The organism is Desulfovibrio piger (assembly GCF_951793255.1).
Lineage (GTDB): Bacteria > Desulfobacterota > Desulfovibrionia > Desulfovibrionales > Desulfovibrionaceae > Desulfovibrio.
Map to the genome: position 1 here is coordinate 3,025,724 of NZ_OX636706.1, position 21,535 is coordinate 3,047,258.

27 protein-coding genes are annotated in these 21,535 nt (G+C 62.1%); all 27 read left to right on the top strand.

Annotated elements, in window-relative coordinates; all coding sequences use genetic code 11:
* The first annotated feature begins 475 nt into the window (after window positions 1-475).
* The 27 genes from Q4I12_RS13560 (at window position 476) to Q4I12_RS13690 (ending at window position 21,535) form a co-directional block, all read left to right on the top strand.
* Window positions 476-3,085, top strand: coding sequence for a DNA-directed RNA polymerase (locus Q4I12_RS13560; RefSeq protein WP_302262005.1), 2,610 nt, complete (start codon window positions 476-478; stop codon window positions 3,083-3,085).
* 299 nt (window positions 3,086-3,384) lie between these two features.
* The gene (locus Q4I12_RS13565; protein WP_302262007.1) at window positions 3,385-3,690 is read left to right on the top strand and encodes a hypothetical protein; all 306 of its coding nucleotides are present in this window, start codon (window positions 3,385-3,387) and stop codon (window positions 3,688-3,690) included.
* Window positions 3,683-4,390, top strand: coding sequence for an ssDNA-binding protein (locus Q4I12_RS13570; protein ID WP_302262008.1), 708 nt, complete (start codon window positions 3,683-3,685; stop codon window positions 4,388-4,390). The genes Q4I12_RS13565 and Q4I12_RS13570 overlap by 8 nt, the downstream gene beginning before the upstream one ends.
* On the top strand, window positions 4,374-4,856 hold the full coding sequence (locus Q4I12_RS13575) for a PDDEXK family nuclease (RefSeq protein ID WP_302262009.1): 483 nt from the start codon (window positions 4,374-4,376) through the stop codon (window positions 4,854-4,856). Before Q4I12_RS13570 ends, Q4I12_RS13575 begins: the two co-directional genes overlap by 17 nt.
* A gap of 16 nt (window positions 4,857-4,872) precedes the next feature.
* On the top strand, window positions 4,873-6,561 hold the full coding sequence (locus Q4I12_RS13580; RefSeq protein ID WP_302262010.1) for a DnaB-like helicase C-terminal domain-containing protein: 1,689 nt from the start codon (window positions 4,873-4,875) through the stop codon (window positions 6,559-6,561).
* Between the two features lie 2 nt (window positions 6,562-6,563).
* Entirely contained in the window at window positions 6,564-7,400 is an 837-nt protein-coding gene (locus tag Q4I12_RS13585; RefSeq protein ID WP_302262012.1) for a BRO-N domain-containing protein, read from the top strand.
* Window positions 7,390-9,183, top strand: a complete 1,794-nt coding sequence (locus tag Q4I12_RS13590) for a DNA polymerase (RefSeq protein ID WP_302262013.1) — start codon at window positions 7,390-7,392, stop codon at window positions 9,181-9,183. Before Q4I12_RS13585 ends, Q4I12_RS13590 begins: the two co-directional genes overlap by 11 nt.
* Before the next feature lie 19 nt (window positions 9,184-9,202).
* Complete coding sequence (locus tag Q4I12_RS13595) at window positions 9,203-9,700, top strand: HNH endonuclease signature motif containing protein (protein ID WP_302262014.1); 498 nt, start codon at window positions 9,203-9,205, stop codon at window positions 9,698-9,700.
* 16 nt (window positions 9,701-9,716) lie between these two features.
* A complete protein-coding gene (locus Q4I12_RS13600) occupies window positions 9,717-9,887 on the top strand; it encodes a hypothetical protein (RefSeq protein ID WP_302262015.1) in 171 nt (56 codons plus the stop codon).
* A 15-nt stretch (window positions 9,888-9,902) separates the two neighbouring features.
* Complete coding sequence (locus Q4I12_RS13605; RefSeq protein ID WP_302262016.1) at window positions 9,903-10,301, top strand: hypothetical protein; 399 nt, start codon at window positions 9,903-9,905, stop codon at window positions 10,299-10,301.
* A 75-nt stretch (window positions 10,302-10,376) separates the two neighbouring features.
* Window positions 10,377-10,607 (top strand): hypothetical protein, encoded by a 231-nt coding sequence (locus Q4I12_RS13610; RefSeq protein ID WP_204674282.1) that lies wholly within the window; start codon window positions 10,377-10,379, stop codon window positions 10,605-10,607.
* A 9-nt stretch (window positions 10,608-10,616) separates the two neighbouring features.
* Entirely contained in the window at window positions 10,617-11,273 is a 657-nt protein-coding gene (locus Q4I12_RS13615; RefSeq protein WP_302262018.1) for a hypothetical protein, read from the top strand.
* A 22-nt stretch (window positions 11,274-11,295) separates the two neighbouring features.
* Window positions 11,296-12,087, top strand: a complete 792-nt coding sequence (locus tag Q4I12_RS13620) for a hypothetical protein (protein ID WP_302262019.1) — start codon at window positions 11,296-11,298, stop codon at window positions 12,085-12,087.
* Window positions 12,063-12,440 (top strand): DUF3310 domain-containing protein, encoded by a 378-nt coding sequence (locus tag Q4I12_RS13625; protein WP_302262021.1) that lies wholly within the window; start codon window positions 12,063-12,065, stop codon window positions 12,438-12,440. The genes Q4I12_RS13620 and Q4I12_RS13625 overlap by 25 nt, the downstream gene beginning before the upstream one ends.
* Window positions 12,433-12,864, top strand: coding sequence for a nucleoside triphosphate pyrophosphohydrolase family protein (locus Q4I12_RS13630; protein WP_302262024.1), 432 nt, complete (start codon window positions 12,433-12,435; stop codon window positions 12,862-12,864). The genes Q4I12_RS13625 and Q4I12_RS13630 overlap by 8 nt, the downstream gene beginning before the upstream one ends.
* Window positions 12,865-12,879: 15 nt before the next feature.
* Window positions 12,880-13,359, top strand: a complete 480-nt coding sequence (locus Q4I12_RS13635) for an ATP-binding protein (protein WP_302262026.1) — start codon at window positions 12,880-12,882, stop codon at window positions 13,357-13,359.
* Window positions 13,359-15,311 (top strand): anaerobic ribonucleoside-triphosphate reductase, encoded by a 1,953-nt coding sequence (nrdD, locus tag Q4I12_RS13640; protein WP_302262124.1) that lies wholly within the window; start codon window positions 13,359-13,361, stop codon window positions 15,309-15,311. The genes Q4I12_RS13635 and nrdD overlap by 1 nt, the downstream gene beginning before the upstream one ends.
* Window positions 15,312-15,429: 118 nt before the next feature.
* Window positions 15,430-15,906: a 4Fe-4S cluster-binding domain-containing protein gene (locus Q4I12_RS13645; protein WP_302262027.1), complete on the top strand. Its 477-nt coding sequence runs from the start codon at window positions 15,430-15,432 to the stop codon at window positions 15,904-15,906.
* Complete coding sequence (locus Q4I12_RS13650; protein WP_302262028.1) at window positions 15,881-16,105, top strand: hypothetical protein; 225 nt, start codon at window positions 15,881-15,883, stop codon at window positions 16,103-16,105. Before Q4I12_RS13645 ends, Q4I12_RS13650 begins: the two co-directional genes overlap by 26 nt.
* Before the next feature lie 34 nt (window positions 16,106-16,139).
* Complete coding sequence (locus tag Q4I12_RS13655) at window positions 16,140-16,391, top strand: hypothetical protein (RefSeq protein ID WP_302262029.1); 252 nt, start codon at window positions 16,140-16,142, stop codon at window positions 16,389-16,391.
* A complete protein-coding gene (locus Q4I12_RS13660) occupies window positions 16,369-18,018 on the top strand; it encodes a portal protein (RefSeq protein WP_302262030.1) in 1,650 nt (549 codons plus the stop codon). Before Q4I12_RS13655 ends, Q4I12_RS13660 begins: the two co-directional genes overlap by 23 nt.
* A complete protein-coding gene (locus tag Q4I12_RS13665) occupies window positions 18,011-18,172 on the top strand; it encodes a hypothetical protein (RefSeq protein ID WP_302262032.1) in 162 nt (53 codons plus the stop codon). The genes Q4I12_RS13660 and Q4I12_RS13665 overlap by 8 nt, the downstream gene beginning before the upstream one ends.
* A 27-nt stretch (window positions 18,173-18,199) precedes the next feature.
* Window positions 18,200-18,976, top strand: coding sequence for a capsid assembly protein (locus Q4I12_RS13670; RefSeq protein WP_302262033.1), 777 nt, complete (start codon window positions 18,200-18,202; stop codon window positions 18,974-18,976).
* A 3-nt stretch (window positions 18,977-18,979) separates the two neighbouring features.
* Window positions 18,980-19,504, top strand: coding sequence for a lysozyme (locus Q4I12_RS13675; protein ID WP_302262035.1), 525 nt, complete (start codon window positions 18,980-18,982; stop codon window positions 19,502-19,504).
* Between the two features lie 7 nt (window positions 19,505-19,511).
* Entirely contained in the window at window positions 19,512-19,814 is a 303-nt protein-coding gene (locus Q4I12_RS13680; protein ID WP_302262036.1) for a hypothetical protein, read from the top strand.
* A gap of 36 nt (window positions 19,815-19,850) precedes the next feature.
* Entirely contained in the window at window positions 19,851-20,810 is a 960-nt protein-coding gene (locus Q4I12_RS13685; protein ID WP_302262037.1) for a phage capsid protein, read from the top strand.
* A gap of 83 nt (window positions 20,811-20,893) precedes the next feature.
* Window positions 20,894-21,535 (top strand): phage tail tubular protein A, encoded by a 642-nt coding sequence (locus Q4I12_RS13690; RefSeq protein WP_204673939.1) that lies wholly within the window; start codon window positions 20,894-20,896, stop codon window positions 21,533-21,535.

A 21,535-nucleotide genomic window follows, 5' to 3' on the forward strand; every position in this document is an offset into this window, starting at 1 on the left:
GCTCGCCGCAGGCCGGACGGGGAAGGAACATGCAGCAGCATGGCCAGGGAGGACTGCTGCCTGCGCGCTGCCGTGGAGGAATGGAGCTGCTCTGGCTTCCTCTCTGCGCCGGACAAGGAAGGCTTCCTGCACAACAGCCCTCAAAACAAAGACGTCCCACAGCCATGCCGGGGACGTCCTTGCAAATTCTGGTGCGAGAGACGGGACTTGAACCCGTATGGATAAACCGCTGGATTCTAAGTCCACGGTGTACTCATAACATATAGAGATACTTGATTCCTTTTTCATGGTTGCCGCAACCTGGGCACGTCCCGCAACCATGCCGCAACCACAAAGTAACCGCACATAACATACTAAAATATCACACGATATAAGACTGGAGCCCTAAGTGAATGAAGGGTTTCAGTCTTATTTTTCGGCTTCGTTCTGAAAGCCTTCTCCGTAGTCCCCGAACCCCGACCTACGGAGAAAGCCCATGGCCTACACCAAGGAAGCCATCGAACGTGAGCTGGCCCTCGAAGAAGAGATGTTCAACCGTGGCAAGGACCGCTTCTTTGCCAACATCGCCCGCCTCAAGGAGCAACGCAACGAAGGCGGCACCACCTACGGCAAGATGCTGCTCAAGCGTGGCATCGCTCCCCTCGCCGCCGCCATCACCGCCTTCATGGAGAAGGCCAACAGCGGCACTGCCGGGCGCAGACACATGGCCGTGGCCCTGCTCAAGGACATAGCCCCCGACGTGGCCGCCTTCATCACCCTGCGTACCGCCATCGACACACTCACCTCCGAGCCCATGCTCCAGAACGTGGCCGTGCGTGTGGGCCGCGAGATAGAGGCCGAGCTGCGCCTGACCAACCTCAAGCAGAACGACGCCGACCGCTACGCCATGACCCAGCGGTACATCCAAGGCCACAAGTCCCGCAAGTATCGCAGCACGGTGCTGCGGTATGCCTACGGCAAATCCACCACGGTGGACTTCGAGCCATGGCCCCTGGCCCAGTGCCTCCATCTTGGGCAGAAGCTCATCGAGCTGGCCATCGACAGCACCGGTATCTTCGCCATCGAGCTGACCTCCAACAAGGTCCGCAAGGGCAACAAGGACATGGCCGCCTACAGTCTGGTCATGACCCCGGCCCTCAAGGAATGGATGGACGACCACCTCGAATCCCGTTCCATCATGGCCCCCGCCTACATGCCGACCCTCATCCCGCCCAAGCCGTGGGAGGGTGCCTGCGGTGGCGGCTACTACTTCCAGGCCATGCGCCCGCTGTCTCTGGTGAAGACCGGGAACCGGGACTACCTGCTCACGCTGGACAAGAAGATAGCCAACAACGAGATGCCCTCCGTCCTGCGGGCCATCAATGCCCTGCAAGACACGCCGTGGCGCGTGAACAGGCAGGTCTATGAAGTGGCCGACCACTTCTGGAACGACACCAACGGCGACGTGGCCGACCTGCCCCCGCGTGATGGCTACCGCCTGCCTCCCTGCCCTGTCTGCGGGGCCGACATCACGGACCCCGCCTCGGCCCGCATCCCCCATGCCTGCCTCGACAGCCTCTCCGAAGAGGAGCTGCGGCGCTGGCGTCGGGCCGCCGCCATCGTGCGGGAGAAGAACATCTCCTGCATGTCCCGCAGGCTGGGCATCGCCAAGACCCTGCATCTGGCCGCCCGCTACAAGGACGAGCCGGCCTTCTACTATCCCTACCAGCTCGACTTCCGGGGCCGCATCTATGCCGTGCCCGCCTACCTCAACCCGCAGGGCACGGGTCTGGCCAAGGCCCTGCTCCAGTTCGCCCAGGGCAAGGCGCTGGGCAGCATGGCCGCCGTCAAGTGGCTGGCCATCCACGGCTCCAACTGCTTCGGCAACGACAAGGTGAGCCTCGACGCCCGCTACTCGTGGGTCATCCAGCATCAGGAGGACATCCGCCTGTGCGCTGAAGACCCCTACGGCAACCGCTGGTGGACGGAAGCCGATGACCCGTGGGGCTTCCTTGCCTTCTGCTTCGAGTGGCAGGGGTATCTCGACGGGGGTTTGACCTTCGTCTCCCACCTGCCCATCGCAATGGACGGCACCTGCAACGGCCTGCAAATCTTCTCGCTCATCCTGCGCGACGAAGTGGGCGGTCATGCGGTCAACCTCACCCCCACGGACACGCCGCAGGACATATACGGCATCGTCGCCGACAAGGTTCGGCTGCTGCTGGAAGAACAGGCGGTCAATCCTGTCGAGGGCGCGGAGGTCTACCCCAAGGGAAAAACGGAGGAAGAAGGACGGCCACTGTACAATGCGACCATCTGCGCCCGCTGGCTGCTTGGCCTCAACATCAACCGCAAGATGACCAAACGGCAGGTCATGGTGCTACCCTATGGGGGCACCTTCGACAGTTGCCGGGAATACACGGAAGCGTGGCTGAAGGAACAGGTCTATGCCGATGCAGCCAAGCCGCTGGACATGCCCAACGGACACACGGCCCGCGCCATCTCCCGCTATCTGGCGGAACTCATCTGGGAGGCCATCGGGGCCACGGTCATCAAGGCCCGCGAGGCCATGACCTTCCTGCAAAACACCGCCGCCGTCCTCAACAAGGCCGACCTGCCCATCCGCTGGACCACGCCCGTGGGCTTCCCCGTCCAGCAGTGCTACCGCGAACAGAAAGGCAAGCGCGTCAAGACCAGGATAGGGGATTCCCTCATCTACCTCACCCTCAACGAGGAGCAGCCCGACAAGCTGGCCAAGGCCAAGCAGAAGTCGGCCATCTCCCCCAACTATGTCCACTCGCTGGACGCCGCCGCCCTCATGCGGACCGTGTGCTGCTGTGCTGATGAAGACATCCTGTCCTTCGCCATGATTCACGACAGCTACGGCACCCATGCCGCCGACAGCGAACGTCTCGCCGCCATCCTGCGGACCACGTTCGTGGGCATGTTCGGTGGCGACGCCAACATGCTGGAGCTGTGGAGCCGCGAGGTCATGGCCCCGGTGCCTGCCGCTGTCCTGCAAAAAATGGACGGCCTCCCGGCCATCCCTGCCTTCGGGGAACTGGACGTGGAAGCGGTCAAGCGTTCCCTGTTCTTCTTCGCGTAACATTATATAATAGAGCTGACCCCGTGCTTCACCTTGTCGTGAGGCGCGGGGTCTTGGCGTTTCAAAGCTGGTGGGACGAAAGTGCCCATTACCAGAGAACACACACCAATGTGCTGATTACCAGAATAAAACAACCGACCGATTAGGTTGCACTAAGCGGAAGATGGCACCCCACTTGGACCGATCAGGTTGCACTAAGCGGGAGAGTACCCCCCGGCTTGGGGCAATTAGGTTGCACTAAGTGGAAGAAGAGCATCGCTCTTGTCCTCACATCACAACAAAGGAGACCCAGCACAGGAATGTTCACCACCATCGCCACCCCTGAGAACGTCACCCAGCAACTCCGCGACCTCACCGCCAACTGTACCACCCGCGATGCCGCCCAGTGCTGCATGGCCGTGGCCTCCGCCATCCAGACCCATCCCGACCGGGGCGCACGCCTCATGGGCCTGGCCGCCGCTTTCCTCCTGGCCGCCGAAGCCTCCGGGCTGCCGGTTCCCGACCTCATGGGCTATGCCCGCAACTGCATGAACACCGCCGAAGGCAAGCGCCCTGAGTTCGCTGCCGTCAGCACCTACATCGAGAAGGAGATTCTCCATGGCTAACACCGAGAACGACAAGAACAAGAAACCCAAGCAGCACACCACCCCCAAGGCCGAGGCCTTGTTCGTCCACATCGTGGAGCCGGACCACGGCACCAAGGAGTTCCCCGACGAAGAGGGCTCCTTCACCGTCACCCTGCGGATGCCGGAAGAGCAGGCCCAGCGGTTCCTCGATTCCCTCAACGAGGAACTGGAAGAAGCCCAGGCCCAGATGGACAAGGAGTTCGCCTCCCTGTCTGTGGCCACCCGCAAGAGCCTGAAGCACCCCACCTTCGTGATGCCCGGCACCGAAGAATACGACCGCGAGACCGAAGAGCCCACCGGCTACATCCTGTTCCGCTTCAAGACCAAGGCCAAGTACACCAACAAGCAGGGCAAGGTCATGGACCGCAAGGTGGCGGTCTTCGATTCCATGCTGTCCCCCGTGAGCCTGAGCGCCGAGCCCGGCTGGGGCTCCATCATGCGCGTCTCGTTCACGGCCCGGCCCTACTTCGTCAACGGCACCGGCAAGGCCGGCCTGACGTTCTACCTGAACGCCGTCCAGATTCTCAAGCTGAACGCCTCCGGCGAACGCTCCGGCACCGACTACGGCTTCGCCTCCGAGGACGACGGCTTCACCGCCGACGACATGCCCGCCGACCAGCCCGTCGCCCCGGTGACCGGCGGCAGCGAGGACGCCCAGCCCGATGAAGTCCCGTTCTAGCAGCGCCCTGAGCGCGAAGGTCAAACGCTACAAAGCGTGGGCCGCCGTGCGGAACGACACCGGTTTCCGCAGCCAGTTCGAGGCCGATGTGTCCCGGTCCCTGCCCGATGATGCCGCCCGGTACGAAGCCGGGCGCATCCCGTACACGGTCACGACCACATGGCACTACACCCCGGACTGGCTGCTGCCCAGGCAGGCCATCGTCCTCGAAGCCAAAGGCCGCTTCACGCTGGAGGACAGGAACAAGATGCTCATGGTGAAGGCCCAGTACCCCAGGCTGGACATCCGCCTCATCTTCCAGCGCCTCAGCCAGAAAGTCACCAAGACCATGACCGTGCAGGACTGGTGCGACAAGCACGGCTTCCCCTGCTGCAAGGGGCCTGCCGTCCCTGACGCATGGCTCAAGCACAAACCCACCGCCGCCGGGAAGAAGGCCTTCGCCGCCCTCTTCCCGCAGGTGGCCTGATTGGAGGAGACCCGTCATGTACAGGCATGAACAGGCAGAACAGTCATCCTTCATGCAGCATGAACCCTGTCCCGCCTGTCGCTCCCGTGGCGAAGACGCCAAGGGGAACAACCTTGCCCGCTACTCCGACGGGCACGGGTACTGTCATGCCTGCGGATACTACGAATCAGCCGAAGGCGAGGGCAAGACCGGCAAGCCCGGTGCCACCAAGGCCCGCCCCACGTTCGAGGCGCTCCCCTGCGACATCCTCCCGCTCAAGCAGCGCGGCATCGACGCCGCCACCTGCGAGAAGTTCGGCTACGGCATCGGCCGCTGGGGCAAGGAGAAAGCCTGGTGCCATGTGGCTCCCTACCGGGATGCCGAGGGCCGGGTGGTGGCCCAGCACATCCGGCTGGAAGGCAAGGACTTCAAGTGGCTGGGCGACAGCAAGGACGCCTTGCTCTTCGGACGCCACCTCTGGCGCTCCGGCGGCAGGCGGGTCATCGTCACGGAAGGCGAGATAGACTGCCTGACCATCTCCATGTTGCAGGACAACAAGTGGCCCGTGGTCTCCCTGCCCAACGGGGCCAGCGCCGGGGCCAAGGCCATCCGGCAGAACCTCGAATGGCTGGAGACCTTCGAGGAGGTCATCCTCTGCTTCGACATGGACGAGCCGGGACGCAAGGCGGCGCAGGAATGCGCCATGCTCCTGACCCCAGGCAAGGCCAAGATTCCCTATCTGCCCTGCAAGGACGCCAACGAATGCCTGGCCAAAGGCAAGACCAAGGAACTCATCAGCGCCCTGTGGGACGCCCAGCCCTACCGGCCCGACGGCATCGTCGCCGGTCAGGACCTCTGGGACAAGGTGCGCCAGAGCCCGCCCAAGGGCTACGGCATCCCCTATCCCCAGCTCAACGACAAGCTCCACGGCCTTCGCCTTGGCGAGCTGTACCTGTTCACCGCAGGCTCCGGCATCGGCAAGTCCACCATCGTCAACGAGATAGCCTACCATCTCAAGATGGTGCATGGCCTGCCCCTTGGCGTCATCGCCCTGGAGGAATCCGTCTCCCGCAACCTCCGCCGCTACCTCGGCATCCATCTCAACAAGCCCCTCCATCTCCCCGAAGTCCACGAGAGCATCCCCGAAACCGACCTCAAGGCCGCCTTCGATGCCGTGACCGGGGACAACAAGTGGTTCGCCTATGACCACTTCGGTTCCTCCGACATCGACAACCTGCTGTCCAAGCTCCGCTACATGGTGGTGGGCCTGGGCTGCAAGGTCATCGTGCTGGACCACATCTCCATCGTGGTCTCGGCGCTGGACGAGGCCGGAGGGGAATCCGAGCGCAAGGTCATCGACAAACTGATGACCAAGCTCCGTTCCCTCATCGAGGAGACCGGGGCCATGGTGCTGGCCGTGGTCCACCTCAAGCGGCCCGACAAGGGCAAGAGCTTCAACGAGGGCCGGCAGGTGAGCCTCACCGACCTGCGCGGCTCCGGCTCCCTGGAGCAGGTGAGCGATGTGGTCATCGCCCTGGAGCGCGACCAGCAAGGAGACGAACCCAACCTTGCCAGCATCCGTGTCCTCAAGAACCGCCCCATCGGGGAGACAGGCCCGGCAGGTGCCGTGACCTACGACCCGGAGACGGGCCGCCTCACCCCGGCGGACGGGGAGAGCTTCGGCTTCAGCCAGTACAACGACAACCAGGAACAACAGGAGTTCTGAGCATGACGAACACCGAGAACACCCCCCCTTCCTTCCAGGCCCCCCAGACCTTCACCACCCCCACCCTGCCCGGCGTCAGCCTCCGCGTCCTGCTGGATGCCGAGGGCCAGCCGTGGTTCGTGGCGCGGGACATGGCGCTGGCTCTGGGATATGCCCTTCCGTCCAAAGCTGTCCTTGACCATTGCAAATATGCGAAAATATTGAAAGGTTCCGAATCGGAACTTTTGACTTCCAGCCCCCGTGGCCTCTCCATCATCCCCGAAGCCGACGTGTACCGCCTCATCATGCGGTCCAACCTGCCGGATGCCGTGCGCTTCCAGGACTGGGTGGTCGAGGAGGTCCTGCCTTCCCTGCGCAAGACGGGCCGCTACAGCCTCATCCCCGACGACCCCACGTCCCTGGGCCTACCCGACTTCCGCAATCCCGTGGAAGCGGCCAAGGCATGGGCGCTGGCCATCGAGGAGAAGCAGGAGGTGGAGGGCAGGCTGGCCATCGCCGAGCCCAAGGCCGCCGTCTACGACGAGGTGGTGGCCCCCAATGTCCTCACCCTGACCGACTTCCGCCGCCGCCTCGAAGGCGTCAACCTCATGGCGGTCAAGCGTTCCCTGTGTACGGCCAATGTACTCTACTACGTCCCCGGCGTCGGATACCGTGTCTATGCCCGCTACCGTGACACCCACTTCACGGAAAAGTTCAACAAGGATTATGGCACCACGACCATACACGTCCTGCCCGAAGGCCAGAAGCTCCTGACGCGCCTGTACCACGAGGGCAAGCTCATCATGAAGAAGGGCTTCACCGCCCCTTCCAGGGACAAGGGCGTCTCCCATGCAGCGTGAGCTGTATGATGGTCTCGATACCGGCTGGATACCCACGCCCGATACGCCTGCCCTGCTCTTCGACATAGAGACGGACGGCCTGCTGGATTCATGCAGCAAGGTCCACTGCATCTGTGCCAAGGAGTATCCCGGCGGCAGGACCTATTCCTTCGGACCGGGCCACATCGAGGAGGGGCTGGAGCTGCTGGCTTCGGCCCCTCTCCTCGTTGCCCACAACGGCCTGTGCTTCGACAGCCCGGCGCTGGCCAAGCTCTATCCTGATGTCCGCCTCCCCGAACAGCTCTTCGATACCCTCACGGCAAGCCGCCTCATCTGGACCAACCTCAAGGACCTGGACTTCGAGCGCCTCCGCAAACAAGCCAGGCGCAAAGGCGGCGTCCCGTTCCCGGCCAAGCTCTGCGGCAAGCACAGTCTTGAGGCGTGGGGCTACCGCCTCGGCGAGTACAAAGGGGAGTACGGGAAGAAGGAGGACGCATGGGCGGCGTGGTCCCAGGAGATGCAGGACTACTGTATGCAGGACGTGGAGGTGCTGGACAAACTCTACCGCCTCATCCTGGAGCAGAACTACAGCCCCGAAGCCCTGGCCATCGAGCATGAGTTCCAGAAGATTATCTTTCGGCAAGAGCAGGATGGCGTCCCCTTCGACGAACAAGGGGCCGCCGCCCTCTATGCCGACCTCTGCGCCAAGCGGGACGACATCAAGCGCACGCTGTGCAAGATGTTCCCGCCCAAGCGGATGGAGGAGGTCTTCATCCCCAAGGCGAACAACAAGACCCGTGGTTATGTGAAGGGGCAGCCCTTCATCAAGGTCCGGTATGTGGAGTTCAACCCCGGCAGCACCCAGATGATTGCCGAGCGCCTCGCCGAAGAGTACGGCTGGCAGCCCTCCGAGTTCACCCCCACCGGCCTGCCCAAGGTCGATGGCGACACCCTGGGCTCCCTCGACTACCCGCCCTGCCCCCTGCTCTGTGAGTACCTCGAACTCACCAAGATAATGGGGATGCTGGCCGACGGGAACAACGGCTGGCTCAAGCTGGTGCGCGACGGCAAACTCCACGGTCGCGTCATCACCTGCGGGGCCGTCACCGGAAGATGCACACACAACAGCCCCAACCTGGCCCAGATTCCGGCGCACGGCACCTACGGCCATGCCTGCCGCTCCCTGTTCCGCGTGGACCCTGCCCGGCCCGGATGGGTGCAGGTGGGGGCCGACGCCAGCGGTCTTGAGCTGCGGATGCTCGGCCACTACATGGCCCGCTATGACGGCGGGGCCTATGTGCGGGAACTGCTGGACGGCGACATCCACACCGCCAACCAGAAGGCGGCAGGACTTGCAACAAGAGACAGTGCAAAGACATTTATATACGCCTTCTTATATGGAGCGGGCGACACGAAGCTCGGCTCCATCGTGGAACCCTACGCCTCCCCGGCACGACAGGCCCAGATAGGCAAGCGCCTCAAGGCCAAGTTCTTCAAGGCCATCCCGGCCATCAAGTGTCTCATCGACGATGTGCAGGCCGCCGTCTCGGCCCGCCCCTGGCTCTATGGCATCGACAAACGACGCCTGCACGTCCGCTCCAAACACGCGGCCCTGAATACCCTGCTCCAGTCCGCCGGTGCCGTGCTGGTCAAACTGGCCACGGTCATCTGCAACAAGGAAGCCAAGGCCCGCTTCGGCTGGGTCCAGGGCAGGGATTATACCCAGGTATTGCACGTCCATGAACTCTTCATTGTGGACGTTAAACCTTGTGAACTCAGGGAAACCCCACAGGGGCAATCCTGAACCAAGCCCGGAGCAATATATGGCACGAAAACCCCTCGTTTTGAAACAGGACGAGAAAACAGGATGTATTGTTCCCGTCTCACACAAACTCAACTCTGATGGTTATTTCAGGAAACGTATAGAAGGCAAGCTCCGTATGTACCACATTTATGTTTGGGAAAAACATAACGGGCCTGTACCTTCTGACTTTGAAGTACATCACGTCTGCGGCAACAGGGCGTGCTGTAACCCTGACCATCTTGAGGTTCTCCCGTCTCAGGAACATACAACTCACGGGAACAGGCAGCGGTATATCAGTCGGTATTTTGAGGCGTCTCTTTATTGGGAAGAGCATCGCTGCACTGGTACTGCGCTTGGGGAAAAGTTTGGTGTGACGTTTTCAACGGCGTGCGAATGGGTACGCAACTGGAAAGGGAAGGTGCAGAGACTATCCAGTAATGGAGTAGAGCCGCGTGAAGTTGCCGTCATGCTCGCTCGAAGCGCAAGGCAGAAGATGTGCCATTTTCTGATGATATAGTCCGACACTCCCAGTAATGGGAGAATACAGCAAGGATGAAGCCCAGTTCCAGTGCCCGGCGGAACATGCCGAGGCCCTGGGCAAGCTCTTCGTGGAATCCATCGAGATGGCCGGACGGCACTTCGCCATGCGCTGTCCGACCACAGGCAAATACAAGATAGGCAACAACTGGGCAGAGACCCATTAAACCAAAGGATACCCCATGTTCGAACAGTTCTCCCTCATCCCCGTCACCCGTACCGTCGTCACCCGTCGCGAACATCCCGATGTCTCCCTGTTCTTCACCAAGAAGGGCGACCTCGTGTTCCTCTTCTCCCCTGAGTTCCTGGCTTCCGACGACCACATGCTGGCCCTGGGCTCCAAGGTCCTGTGCGGCTACGCCACCGGCTCCGGCGAGTTCCTCATCACCCCCGCCGAAGAAGGCCAGAGCAACGCCCGCACCATCGGCAAACGCCCCGGCTTCAAGGGCGCGGGCCAGCTCGTCATCCCCTGCCGCAACCTGCCCGAAGGCATCACGTCGTGGGAAGGCCGCATCACCGCCGCCACCACCTGCCATGAAGGCAGCGTCGTGGTCGATGCCGCGATTCAGCCCCTCCAGTAGGGCTTTCCTCTCTCCCCTCCCGTGCCCCGCCGCCCGGCCTCATAGGGCGGCACTACTTTTTTCAAAGGAGCAAACATGAGCCTCTTCATCAACACCGGCAACAAGGCCCCCATGTCCATCGACCTCATCGAACTGAGCCTCAAGACCACCTGGGCCGCGTTCACGGACGCCGTGGCCAAGGCCGAAGATGCCGGCGTCAGCGTTACCCTGTTCAAGAAGGACGAACTGGACAGCCTCAAGGACATGGAGCTGTCCAACATCCGTGGCCTGAAGCTCGGTGCCCACATGGACCTGAACGTCATGTAGGGGGCGGGGATGAACGTCCTGATTTTCCATGAGAGCGGAGAACAAGCCGCCCTGTATGGCCTCGGCCTTTCCTTCGGTGTCACGTCCAACATCGACCCTGTAGATTTCATGTACACGACCCTCCATGAGGGGGTCGCCAACCGCCTCCTCATGCGGGCTCGCAGGCTGTCCGGCCTTGGCAACGGCCATGACAAATTCCTCCGCATGTTGCGGGCGGACCTGCTCATCACGGCTCCCCTGTACTGGTGGAAGCAGTTCGACACCTACAAGGTGGGAACTGTCACCCAGTCTGAATCCACCATGCACACCCTCATGAAGTCCCCCATCACACAGAACATGTTCGAGAGCGGGTTGCATCCCGACATCCTGAATATCCTTGAGAACATGCGTCTGGCCGGGAACTTCGACGGGCTCAACAACCTCCTGCCCCATTCCTTCCTCCAGACCCGCATGGTCTCCACCAACTACGCTGTCCTGCAAAACATCATCCGCCAACGGCGTGGGCACAAGCTGCGGGAGTGGCGCGAGTTCATCTCCACCATCCTCGGCCAGTGCAATCACCCGGACCTTCTCTGGCCCGACCGTCTGGCTGATGCGGAAGACCCGGACGGGACGGAAGATGAAGGCAAAGGCGACACCATGCCCGACCATCTCCATAAATCCTAGCAAAAAGGTTTGGTTGCACTAAGTGGAAAAGAAGAAAAAACGTGTCCTGCTCATCGACGCAGATGTCCTTGCCTATCAGGCATGTGCAGGAACAGAGAAAGTCATCTGCTTCGACGGGGACAATTGCTTCCCCATCGGCAGCCTTACCGAGGCCATGTGGTCCTTTTCCTACCGTATGGAGTTCATCAAGGACACCCTGGGTACGAAGGATGCCATCCTCTGCTTCTCCGGGGATACCGGGGAGAACTTCCGCAGGGGGCTCTATCCTCCCTACAAGACCAACCGTGTGGGCAAGCCCAAGCCTGTGGCCCTCTCCGCCCTGCGCGACAGCATCATCAACGGCAGTGGCGAGACGGTCATGCGCGAGCCGACGCTGGAAGCGGACGACCTCCTGGGCATCCTCTCCTCCCGTCTGCGTACCGACGAAACGGAGACCGTGGTGGTCTCCATCGACAAGGACCTCCGCTCCATCCCCGGCCTGTTCTTCAACATCGGCAGGCCGGACGACGGCATCCAGGAAATCACGCAGGAAGAGGCCGACCGCTGGTTCATGATGCAGGCCCTCATGGGCGACATGACCGACAATTATCCCGGCTGTCCCAAGTTCGGCCCGGCCACCGCCGCCAAGGCCTTGGATGCTGTGGAGCCCACCCCCGGAGCCATGTGGTCCGTGGTGGCGGCCGCCTATGCCAAGGCCGGGTTCGGTGAAGATTACGCCCTGACCATGGCCCGCCTGGCCCGCATCCTGCGGGACGGGGAATACGACTTCAACACGAAAAAGGTGAACCTATGGGAACCTCCTGCAATGCGCTGATTTGCTGTGAACACTGCGCCTATGCCGGACGCCGGGGTAACGAAGAGCCCTGCAAACAATGCAGTGGACATTCCGCTTTCGTCCTCGACATCTCGGTCCTCAACGCCGCTCTGGCGGAAACCAAGGCCACGCCTGCCTCCGCTCCGGTGGCCAAGCCCGCCCACTACAGTGGCATGGCCGTGGATGTCATCGACTTCTGCCTGCGCAACGGCATCCCCTATCCCGAAGGCAACATCATCAAGTATGTTTGCCGCTGGCGCAAGAAGGGCGGCATCGCCGACCTTGAGAAGGCCCGCGACTACCTCGACCGCCTCATCGCTCACGAGAAAAGCGAAGGAGCCATCCATGCCTAAGCACAACGACGGCCTCGCCATGCTGGCCCAATTCATGACGGCTATGGGCCAGCCCGTCTCCCAGGGCTGGGATGACAGGAGCGGTGCGGAACTGGGCATGAAGCTCATCGCCGAGGAAGCCTGCGAACTGGAACAGGCCTTCCGGGGGCTTTGGGGGGTCGCTCCCCTGCCCGCCGCCGAAGGCCGGGCCAACTTCGTGAAGGAGCTGGCCGACCTCATCTACGTTTGCTACTGGCTGGCCGCCCGCCTGGGCATCGACATCAACGAGGCCCTGCGCCTCGTGCATGAATCCAACATGTCCAAGCTGGACCCGGAAACGGGCAAGGCCCTCAAGCGGGCCGACGGCAAGGTCCTGAAAGGCCCGGCCTACCATGCCCCGGACCTCGGCCATGTGGTCAGGTCCGTCCCCGTTACCCTCAACTAGAAACAGGAAAGTGACATGGAATCTCTGAATGTGAAACAGCCCACCCTCTACATCATGCTGGGCCTGCCTGGCGCGGGCAAAAGCACCTATGTGAACACCAAGCTGGTGCCTGAGGGCGTCCAGGTCATCTGTGCCGACGACCTCCGTGCCGCCCACGGCCACCGCTACTACGGCCCCCTGGAGCAGCAGATTCACGGTATGGCCTACACCTTCGCCCGTGCCCATATGCTGCGCGGTCTGGACGTGGTGGTGGATGAATGCACCGTCCGCGCTTCCTATGTGAAACGCTGGAAGCAGCTCGCCGAGGACATGCGCTATCAGGTGAAGGTCATCCACCTGACCACTCCCAAGGATGTCTGCGTGGAACGGCGTCGCACCAACACCCCCGACTTTCCTCTGGAGGTCATCGGCATGAAAAAGAGCAACCTCGACTTCCAGCTCCCGCTCATCAAGGAAGCTCTGAAACCTTATGAATACATGGAAGTAAGCGAGTGATGGAACTTCACCAGTCTTTCGACCCGGCTTTCACGGCCCTGATTGAAAAGCTCCGCAAACAATCCCCTGCGGAGCTTTTTGCTTTGTCGGGCATCTCCCCTGAGCAGCTCGACATCAATCACATGGCGCGGGATTTCTTCCGCTCTTCCAACCGCAAGGGCGCGGCCACGGCTGACCACAGCATCGACCCCAACGCCAACGTCAGCGGCAGGGATGTCATCACCTTCAATTATGAAGTGCCCAAGGCGTACATGAAGCTGAACTCCCTGTACAACCTGTGGCTCTCCCTGCGTGATGGGTTCGACGAGGAGACCGCCGACCTCGCCATCAAGAGTGAGGTGGACGGCCTGCTCTACATCAATGACAGTTGGGACATCGGGCGTCCCTACTGCTTCAATTACTCCATGTACGACATCGCCCTGGAGGGCCTGAAGATGGGGGGGCGTCTCAACATCGTCCCGGCCAAGAGCCTTGCCACCTTCTTGCGGCAGGTGGAGCAATTCACGGTCTACGCCGCCAACAGCACCCTGGGGGCCACCGGCCTTGCCGACCTGCTCATCGTTGCGTCCCGGTACATCGACGACATCCTGACCACCGGCTACGACAATCACGTCAAAATCGGCAAGGAAGAGCGCGTCTGGACCTATGTGGCCGAACAGCTCACCTCGCTCATCTACACGCTCAACTGGGAGTTCCGGGGCAACCAGAGCCCGTTCACCAACGTGAGCGTCTATGACGACAACTTCCTTGCCCAGCTCGCGCCCGCCTACGTCATCAACGACAAGGCCCCCCGTATCGAGACCGTGAAGAAGGTGCAGGACGTTTTCCTCTCCTGCTTCAATCAGGTTCTCGAACGGGACCCCGCCACCTTCCCTGTGGTGACGGCCTGCTTCTCCCTGGCTGAAGACGGCAAGGAACTGGCCGACCCGGCCTTCGTCAAACACATCGCCAACCACAACCTGAAATTCGGTTTCATCAACATCTACGTTGGCGAGACCAGCACCCTTTCGTCTTGCTGCCGTCTGCGGTCGAACATCAACGACCTCGGCTATGCCAATTCGTTTGGGGCTGGCAGCACCAAGATTGGCAGTCTCGGTGTGGCCACGCTCAACCTGCCCACCCTTGCGCGGGCGGCTTCCGCAGAGACCGCCGGCAAAGACAATGAGTCCGCTGTCACGGAGATGCTGGATGCTGTTGAGGCGGTGGCCATGATGGCGGCCTTCATCAACCACGCCAAACGCCGCTTCATCGCCGACCGTATCGAACGCGGCAGCCTGCCGCTGTACAAGCTCGGCTACATGGACCTGAAGCGCCAGTTCTCCACCTGCGGCTTCACCGGTCTGTACGAGGCCCTCCACATCTTAGGCTATGACCTGCGCGAGCCGGAAGGCCTGAAGGTCGCCAAGCGCATCCTTGAAACCATCAATGCGACCAATGAGTGCATGACGGAACAGCTTGGCACCCCCCACAACATGGAGCAGGTCCCCGGCGAATCCAGCGCCGTCAAGCTGGCCCGCAAAGACACCATCCTGGGCAAGAATCCCGAAGGCTGGGCGCTGTACTCCAACCAGTTCATCCCCCTCTGGGAAGAGGGCGTCGATATGCTGGACCGCATCCGCATCCAGGGTGAACTGGACGGCTACTGCACCGGCGGCGCCATCTGCCACCTCAACGTGGCCGACCGCATCGAGAAGCCGGAAGTCATGGAAGCCCTTATCCATCATGCAGCCGCCTCCGGCGTGGTGTACTTCGCCATCAACTACGCCATCAACCGCTGCGAGGCGGGCCACATGACCGTGGGCCACGGCGATGACACCTGCCCCGTCTGCGGCAAACCCATCGCCGACACCTTCACCCGTGTCGTGGGATTCCTCACCAACACCAAACATTGGAACGTCACTCGCCGCGAACATGATTGGCCGCACAGGGCGTTCCTCAAAGCAAAGGGGTAGACAACATGCTCACATTCCTCATTACCTTTGTCGGTGCCTTTGGCGGCTTCTGTGCCGCCGAGTTCTTCCTTCGCTGGTGGGACAGCCGCCCCCGCAAAATGAAGTAGCGTGCCCGGCCATGTTTCGCATCATCGGCTCCGAGATAAACCTGCGCCACAGTGCGCTGGAAGTATACGTCTCCGGCTGCACCCGTGATTGTCCCGGTTGCCACAACCCGGAGGCCCAGGCCTTCGGCCACGGGGCGCGCTGGGACAAATGGCTTGCGGCCCACCGCTACAAGCTGGGCACGGGCACCTTCCGCAACGTCTGGATTCTTGGGGGCGACCTCCTGTGCCAGACGGAGCCTGCGGAAGTCGAAGAGTTCCTGCGCTCCCTGCGCCGCCTCATGCCCGAAAGCATGGACCTGTGGCTGTGGACTGGCGCGGACAGGAAAGATGTACCGGGCTATGTGCTGCGGCATATCGACTGGCTCAAAACCGGTCCCTACATGCGTGAGCTGCCGGAAAAGACCGTGGCGTTACCTGACGGCTCCGCCCTTCTCCTTGCCTCTGAAAACCAGGAGTTGTCCCGTGTATCCTCCCCTCGTTCCCTCTGACAAACCTCTCATACGCTCCCTTGATGACCTGCCCCTGACGCCTGACCTCGTGGAGGGTCTCGACAAGCTGGTCCCCCATCGCTGTCCCCTGCCCGACCAGAGCGAGAGGGAAATCTGGATGTATGCCGGGAAGCGGCAACTGGTGGATGCCCTCAAGACGGCTATGGTCCGCCGCATCCGGGAAGGCCGCGTCGTGTAGTCTTTCAACCCTCAACCCCATAAGGAAAAGCTTTATGTGCAGTGGCAGCATTTTCGGTGGTGCCCCCAGCAAGCCCAAGGTGGTGGAGGCCCCGCAGCCCCAGGTGGCCGCCACCCCGCCCCCGGCGGAAGAAGTGGCAGAGGCCCCCATCATCAACGAAGGCGCTAAACGCCAGAACGCCAACGAGGCCAAACGCAAGGGCACCGCCGCCCTGCGCATCAACCTCAACATGGGCGGCGTCGGCGGCGCGGGAGGCGGCACCAGTGGCCTCTCCATCCCCCGCTAACGATACCGGCGGCCAGACCTCCAGCTCCCGCTACGAGGCCCTGGCCGTTGACCGCCAGCCCTACCTTGACCGGGCTCGCGACTGTTCCGCCCTCACCCTTCCCTACCTCATCCCCCGCGACGACGACCCCAACGGCAAAAAGCTCCCCTCGCTCTACCAGAGCGTGGGGGCCAACGGGGTGACGAACCTCGCTTCCAAGCTCCTGATGACCATGCTCCCGCCCAACGAGCCCTGCTTCCGGCTGCGGGTCAACAACATGGTCATGGAGCAGGAGGTGGAGGATGAAGGGGACAGGGAGTTCCAGACCAAAATCAACAAGGCCCTGTCCCGTGTGGAGCAGGCCGTCCTCGCGGACATTGAATCCACGGCGGACCGCCCCGTGGTCCATGAGGCCAACATGCACCTCATCGTCGGGGGCAATGTCCTGTTCCACAACGACGGCAAAAGTGGCCTGCGCATGTTCCCCCTGTCCCGCTATGTGGTGGACAGGGACAGCGCCGGGACGCCCGTCGAAATCATCGTCAGGGAGACCGTCAGCATCCACGCCCTGCCGGAAGACTTCCTGGCCTCCCTCAAGGAACTGGAAGGCGATACCGGGGCGCAGGTGTCCAAACTGCTGGAAGCACGCCCCGGTGACGGCAAGGACGAAGTGGACATCTACACCCACCTCCGCCGTGAGGCCGGTCTGTGGAAAGTCAGGCAGGAGGTCTTTGGCCACGAGGTTCCCGGTTCCACCGGCAGCTACAAGCCGGAGGTGTGCCCTTGGTTCCCCGTCCGCATGTACAGCATCGCGGGTGAGAACTACGGGCGGGGCTTCGTGGAACAGCAGCTCGGCGACCTGACCAGCCTCGAATCTCTGAACCAGGCGATGGTCGAAGGTGCCATCGTCTCTTCCAAGATGCTCTTCTTCGTGGAACCCAACTCCGTCACCAGCGCCCGTGCCGTGGCCGAAGCGTCCAACGGCGACGTGCTGGAAGGACGGGGCGATGACGTGTCCTGTCTCCAGGTCCAGAAAGGGGCCGACTTCCAGGTGGTGGCCGCCAAGATTCAGGCCATCGAGCAGTCCCTCAAGACCGCCTTCCTCATGGTGGACGGTATGCGCCGGGACAAGGAGCGCGTCACGGCGGAAGAGATTCGCATGATTGCCCAGGAGCTGGAAGCGGGGCTTGGGGGTGTCTACACCACCGTGGCCCAGGAGTTCCAGCTCCCCTACATCCGCAGCCGCATGGCCGCCATGACCAAACAGAAACGGCTCCCCAAACTCCCCAAGGAGCTTGTCACCCCCGCCATCGTCACCGGCTTCGAGGCCATCGGGCGCGGCACGGACAAGAACAAGCTCATGGAGTTCCTGCAAGCCGGAGCGACGACTTTCGGGGATTCCTTCCTCGGACTGCTCAATCCCCACAACGCCGTCGAACGGCTGGCCTCGGCTATGGGCATCACCACCGAGGGCCTGGTCAAGACCCCTGAGGAACTTCAGGCGGAACAGGAGCAGGCGCAGCAGATGGCCCAGCAGCAGTCCATGCTGGAGAACCTGGGACCGGAAGCCGTCAGACAGGGCGGCGGGATGCTGAACCAGGCATTCGCCGCCAGCCAGCAAAACAGCAACGGAGGAAACAATGGCTAATACCCCGGCCACCGAAACCAAGGCCCCGGCTTCTCCCGGCGGTCTGACCCTGAGCAATCCCGGCACCAAACAGGGTGCCAAAGCCGAGACCCGGAAACCTTCGACCGCCCTGCCCATCGGCACGTCCGGCAAGCTCCGCGTCATCCACAACTAGCCCACCCATACCATCCGCGAGGGAAACATGAGTGAAAACAACGTGTCCAGCATCGATGCCCCCTATGAAGTCGCCGGTCCTGAAGACCCCAAAGCCGGTGAGGGAGGCGGCAAGGAACATGCTGATGCTTCTGTGGCTGCTGACGCTCCCGCTGAGGGAGGCGTGGAGGCACAGGAAAACGACGGGAAGGAAGGGGAAGAGCAGCAGGTAAAGGAGGGGGACAACGAATCCCCCGAAGTCCTGGAGCGCATTTCCAAGGCGACCAAAGAAGAAGCCGCCGAGGCCCTGAAAGAGAACGGCCTCGACTTCACCAAGTTCGAGCGGGAATACATGGCTTCCGGTGACTTGAGCGAGGAATCCTACAAGGAGCTGGAAAAGGCGGGCATCACCAAGAAGCACGTCGAGGCCTACCTGCGCGGCAATGAAGCCCTGATGAACCAGACCGTTACGGACATCACCAGCATGGCCGGGGGCATGGAGAGCTATCAGGCCATGACCGCGTGGGCGGCCAGGAACATGCCGAAGGAAGATGTCGATGCCTATAACGAGGCCATGAACTCCGGCAACATCCCGCTCATCAAGATGGCCGTGTCCGGCCTCGTGGCCCGCTACCAGGCCTCGGAAGGCGCGGAACCCGTCCTGCTGGGCGGTCGTGCCCCGGCGGCCCGCTCCGGCGGTGTGGCCGGGTATGCCTCCAAGGAAGAGATGGTGGCCGCCATGCGGGACCCCCGCTACGGCAAGGACAGCGCCTACACCCGCGAGGTGGAACGCAAGACCGGCGCTTCCACCTTCTTCGGTTACTAGGAGGTGTTCCTCATAAGTATCCTCATTTCCACCGCGCTGGCCTTCCAGAACCCCGACATCCTGACCATCACCAAACACTACGAGGGCTTCCGCTCCAAACCCTACCTCTGCCCTGCCGGGGTCACCACCATCGGCTACGGGCATACCGGGGGCGACGTGACCCTCTCCACCCCTCCCGTCAATGAAGCCGAGGCCGAGGCCCTGCTCATCGTGGACCTGACCACCGCCGCCCTGGCCGTCATCCGGCACGCGGGCGGGTACCTCTCCCAAAGCGACACCCCGGAGGAAGCGGCCCGCCGTCTGGTGGCCCTCACCTCCTGGACCTTCAATCTTGGCGAAGGCAACCTGCTGTCCTCCACCATGCTCAAGCGCATCAAGGCGCTGGACTGGGAAGGGGCGGCCCGCGAGATGCTGCGTTGGGACAAGGCCACCGTCAACGGCAAAAAGGTTTCTCTGGCCGGTCTCACCAAACGCCGCAAGACCGAATCCCACTACTTCAAAACAGGCGAACTCCGCTTCGATTTCTGAGGTGCCTATGTGGACATCCCTTGCCCGTATCGGCGCTTCCCTGCTGAACAAGATTCTGCCCGACAGGTCCGGCATCAACGCGGCCCAGGCCCGCATCAACGAGGCTGAGGTGGCCGGGGCACCCGCATCCATCCTCCGGCTCTGGCGCGGTTTCCTGGGCTGGGTCTGCGCCATCCTGTTCGCCTGGGAAGTCGCCGGGCGTCTCATCATCATCCCCATCCTCTTCCCGGAATGGGGTAAGACCCTGCCCCCCTCCTGCATCGACCATGTGACCACCCTGCTGGCCGCCATGCTCGGTGTGGGTTTCTGACCCCGCAACCTCAACTCCAAAGGAGCCAACCAGTTTATGGCTGAAAACCTGACCCTTTCCCTCCCCGGTCAAAAGAACCTTGCCGGTGAAAGCGATGCCCTCTTCATGAAGACCTTCACCGGCGAAGTGATGACCGCCTTTGAAGAGCGCAACGTCATGAAGGACCTGCATCGCGTCCGCACCATCGACCACGGCAAGTCCGCCAGCTTCGCCCTGCTGGGCAAGGCGGCTGCCCGCTACCACACCCCCGGCACCGCCATCCTCGGCAGCAACAAGATTGCCACCGAAGAGCGTGTCATCAACATCGACGACCTGCTCATCGCCGACGTGGCCATCTACGACCTGGATGACGCCAAGAACCACTACGACGTGCGTCAGGAATACTCCAAGCAGCTCGGCTGGGCTCTGGCCCGCGAGTTCGACAAGAAGACCATGCGTGTGGGCGTCCTGGCCGCCCGTGCCAAGGGCCTCATCGACGGCGAACCCGGTGGCTCCGTCATCAAGGGCGGCCCCACCGTGGAGACCAACGGCGAGGTGCTGGCCGAGGCCATGTTCTCCTGCGCCCAGATTTTCGATGAAAAGGACATCACCGAATGGGAACGTACTCTTATCGTTAAACCTGCGCAGTACTACCTGCTGGCCCAGACCACCAAGGTGCTGAATCGCGACTGGGGCGGTGCCGGTGTTTACGCCGATGGTTCCGTCCTCAAGGTGGCCGGTATCCAGATTATCAAGTCCAACAACCTGCCCAACACCAACGTCACGAAGGTCACCGGCGAAAAGAACGACTACAGCGGCGACTTCACCAACACCGTGGCCCTCTGTCTCCAGAAGGAAGCCATCGGCACCGTGAAGCTGAAGGACCTGACCGTGGAGAAGTCCGGTTCCGACTTCCATATCATGTACCAGTCCACCATGATGGTGGGCAAATACGCCATGGGGCACGGCATCCTGCGCCCCGGCTGCGCCATCGAAATCTCCAAGGAAGCCGCCTAGTCCCTGACCAAGAACCATCCATCCCCCCGCAGGCCGTCCATCACGGACCCTGCGGGGTTTTTACGGCCAAGGAGGGCCACAGGATGCCTACCAACACCACTACGGCCATCTTCACCACGCCCACATCCGAACTGTCCGCCGTCAACATCATCCTTTCCGGTATCGGGGAAGCGCCTGTGAACTCCCTGTCCGATACCACTTCGGACGTGGCCGTCGCCCTCAACATCCTTGCCGAGGTCTCCAAGGAAGTGCAGACCGAAGGCTGGCAATGGAACACCGAGGACGACTACCCCCTCACCCCCGGCGATGACGGGCGCATCAAGCTCCACCCCAGTATCGTCCGGGTCCACTTCCGGGACCCCGATGACAGGGAACTGGTCATCCGTGGCCAGTACGTCTACGACCGCATCCGTCATACCTACATCTTCCCCAGGGAAACGGCCATCAAGGTGACGGTGACGCTGCTCCTCGGCTTCGAGCAGCTCCCCGAAGCCTGCCGCCGCTACATCACCCTCAAGTCCCTGCGTGTCTTCCAGGAACGTGTGGTGGGCTCCAACACCCTCTCCGCCTTCCACCAGCAGGACGAGGCCCGCGCCCGCGCCCAGATGCAGGCCGAGGAACGCAAGGCCGACAGGCCCAACATCATCAAGGGCACCCTGCCCCCCACCGGGACATGGCGGCCTGTGACAGCCCTGTACAACAGGGGCATAGGGAGGCTGCGGTAA